This is a genomic window from Bacillus haikouensis, assembly GCF_013179555.1.
Classification (GTDB): Bacteria; Bacillota; Bacilli; order Bacillales; family Bacillaceae_B; genus Rossellomorea; species Rossellomorea haikouensis_A.
The window spans coordinates 1-2,247 of sequence record NZ_JABMCR010000455.1 but is presented as its reverse complement, the minus strand read 5'-3'; the positions used below and the strand labels follow the sequence as shown (position 1 = coordinate 2,247).

The window sequence follows — 2,247 nt, the reverse complement described above, 5'->3', positions numbered from 1 at the left end:
AGTTCTGCAGCGCACCACCGCCAAATGTATTCAGGAATCCGAGAATCCCTGCCTGGTCTTGCATCTTCAGTACATTCGCGTCAACGTTCGGCACCGGAATGAAGGTACCAAGACGGAAGACGACTAACATTAAAAGGGTGAAGATAATTTTATTTCTTATATCACCCACGCGCATAAAATTGGAGATAGTTTGAAACATTAGATCACCTCGGATGTACCGCCAGCAGCTTCGATAGCTTCTTTAGCAGTGGTTGAGAATTTGTGTGCTTTTACTGTAAGCTTTTTCTCGATTGAACCTTTACCAAGAATCTTAATTCCTGCTTTTTCGTTACTTACTAAACCAGTTTCAACTAGTAAAGTTGGAGTAACTTCTGTACCATCTTCGAAGCGATTCAATGCGTCAAGATTGACGATTGCGTATTCTTTACGGTTGATGTTAGTGAAACCGCGTTTCGGTAAACGTTGGAATAAAGGAGTTTGACCACCCTCGAATCCTGGGCGAGTTCCTCCGCCAGAACGAGCGTTTTGTCCTTTATGACCTTTACCAGCAGTCTTACCATTACCAGAACCAATTCCGCGTCCTACACGGTTGCGGACTTTACGAGAACCTTCTGCAGGTTGTAACTCATGTAATTTCATGTCGGCACCTCCTTATTATCGAAACAACTCGATTATTTTTCTGTTACCGTTACAAGGTGAGCAACTTTGTTGATCATACCGCGGATAGCAGCATTATCTTGTTGCTCAACTGTTTGGTGCATTTTGCGAAGTCCTAAAGCTTCAACCGTCTTACGTTGATCTTGCGGACGACCAATAACACTGCGAGTGAGGGTAATTTCTAGTTTGTTAGCCATCGTTATCCCTCCCTTATCCTAATAGTTCTTCTACTGATTTACCACGTAATTTAGCTACGTCTTCAGCACGCTTTAATTGTTTTAAACCTTCGATTGTTGCACGAACCATGTTAATTGGAGTGTTGGATCCTAGTGATTTAGAAAGGATATCTTGTACCCCTGCTAATTCTAGTACCGCACGAACAGGTCCACCAGCAATAATTCCTGTACCCGCAGAAGCAGGCTTGATAAGAATTTGACCAGCACCAAATCGTCCAGTTACTAAGTGTGGAGTTGTACCTCCAACCATAGGAACTTCAATTAGATTTTTCTTCGCATCTTCAATCGCTTTACGAATTGCATCAGGAACCTCTTGAGCTTTACCAGTTCCGAAACCAACGTGACCGTTTTTGTCGCCGACTACTACAAGAGCAGCGAAACGGAAACGACGTCCACCTTTAACAACTTTCGCAACACGATTGATTGTAACTACGCGTTCTTCAAATTCTAGTTTGCTTGGATCAATACGACGCATCTGGATTGTCCCTCCTTTTTATTAAAATTCTAAGCCGTTTTCACGAGCTGATTCAGCTAAAGCTTTGATACGGCCATGGTATAAGTATCCACCACGGTCAAATACTACAGATTTTAAACCTTTATCTGCTGCACGTTTCGCAACTAGTTCTCCAACTTTCGCTGCTGCTTCAACAGTGTTAGTGGATTCTAATCCGAAATCTTTATCTTTAGAAGATGCACTTGCAAGAGTAACACCGTTCATATCATCGATAATTTGAGCATAGATGTTTTTGTTAGAACGGAAAACGTTCAGACGAGGACGAGTTTCAGTTCCAGTAATTTTAGAACGTACACGAGCATGTCTTTTCTTACGTGTTTTGTTCTTATCTGGCTTAGTAATCACCTACGGTCACTCCTTTCTTATTGCCTACGCGGCATTATTTACCTGTTTTACCTTCTTTACGACGAACATATTCACCTTCGTAGCGAATACCTTTTCCTTTGTAAGGCTCAGGAGAGCGTACTGCACGAATGTTAGCTGCTAATGCACCAACACGTTCTTTATCGATACCCTTGATTGAGATCTTAGTGTTTGATGGTACTTCGATCTCGATGCCTTGTTCAGCTTCGATTTCAACTGGGTGAGAATACCCAACGTTAAGCACTAGCTTAGCACCTTGTTTTTGAGCACGGTAACCTACACCGACAAGCTCAAGATTTCTTTCGAATCCTTTAGATACACCTTCAACCATGTTCGCGATCAAAGCACGAGTTGTACCGTGTAACGCGCGGTGTTCTTTTGCATCAGAAGGACGAGTAACTGTTACTGTGTTACCTTCTAATTCTATTTTAATATCAGAACTGAATGTACGAGAAAGTTCACCTTTAGATCCTTTTA

The 2,247-nt window shown here is 42.1% G+C and carries 5 protein-coding genes and 1 pseudogene; all 6 read right to left on the bottom strand.

The annotated features are described in order from the left end of the window. Positions 1 to 199 (bottom strand): annotated as a pseudogene (locus tag HP456_RS23065) (preprotein translocase subunit SecY); the annotation flags it as partial. Further along, positions 199 to 639: a 50S ribosomal protein L15 gene (gene rplO / locus HP456_RS23060; protein WP_032085288.1), complete on the bottom strand. Its 441-nt coding sequence runs from the start codon at positions 637 to 639 to the stop codon at positions 199 to 201. The pseudogene HP456_RS23065 and the gene rplO, both read right to left, overlap by 1 nt. A gap of 32 nt (positions 640 to 671) precedes the next feature. Further along, entirely contained in the window at positions 672 to 854 is a 183-nt protein-coding gene (rpmD, locus tag HP456_RS23055) for a 50S ribosomal protein L30 (protein WP_032085287.1), read from the bottom strand. 13 nt (positions 855 to 867) lie between these two features. Continuing rightward, the gene (gene rpsE, locus HP456_RS23050) at positions 868 to 1,368 is read right to left on the bottom strand and encodes a 30S ribosomal protein S5 (protein ID WP_172255410.1); all 501 of its coding nucleotides are present in this window, start codon (positions 1,366 to 1,368) and stop codon (positions 868 to 870) included. A gap of 21 nt (positions 1,369 to 1,389) precedes the next feature. Next, positions 1,390 to 1,752 carry a 50S ribosomal protein L18 gene (gene rplR / locus HP456_RS23045; protein WP_172255409.1) on the bottom strand — a complete coding sequence of 121 codons (363 nt, stop codon included), beginning with the start codon at positions 1,750 to 1,752 and terminating at the stop codon, positions 1,390 to 1,392. A 34-nt stretch (positions 1,753 to 1,786) separates the two neighbouring features. Further along, positions 1,787 to 2,247 (bottom strand): 50S ribosomal protein L6 (gene rplF, locus HP456_RS23040; RefSeq protein ID WP_172255408.1); only part of this gene is annotated, 461 nt, incomplete at its 5' end.

Excerpts from the sequence above, each read along its gene's own strand:
- rpmD (WP_032085287.1), bottom strand. The coding sequence starts at position 854 with ATGGCTAACAAACTAGAAATTACCCTCACTCGCAGTGTTATTGGTCGT.
- rpsE (WP_172255410.1), bottom strand. The coding sequence starts at position 1,368 with ATGCGTCGTATTGATCCAAGCAAACTAGAATTTGAAGAACGCGTAGTT.
- rplO (WP_032085288.1), bottom strand. The coding sequence starts at position 639 with ATGAAATTACATGAGTTACAACCTGCAGAAGGTTCTCGTAAAGTCCGC.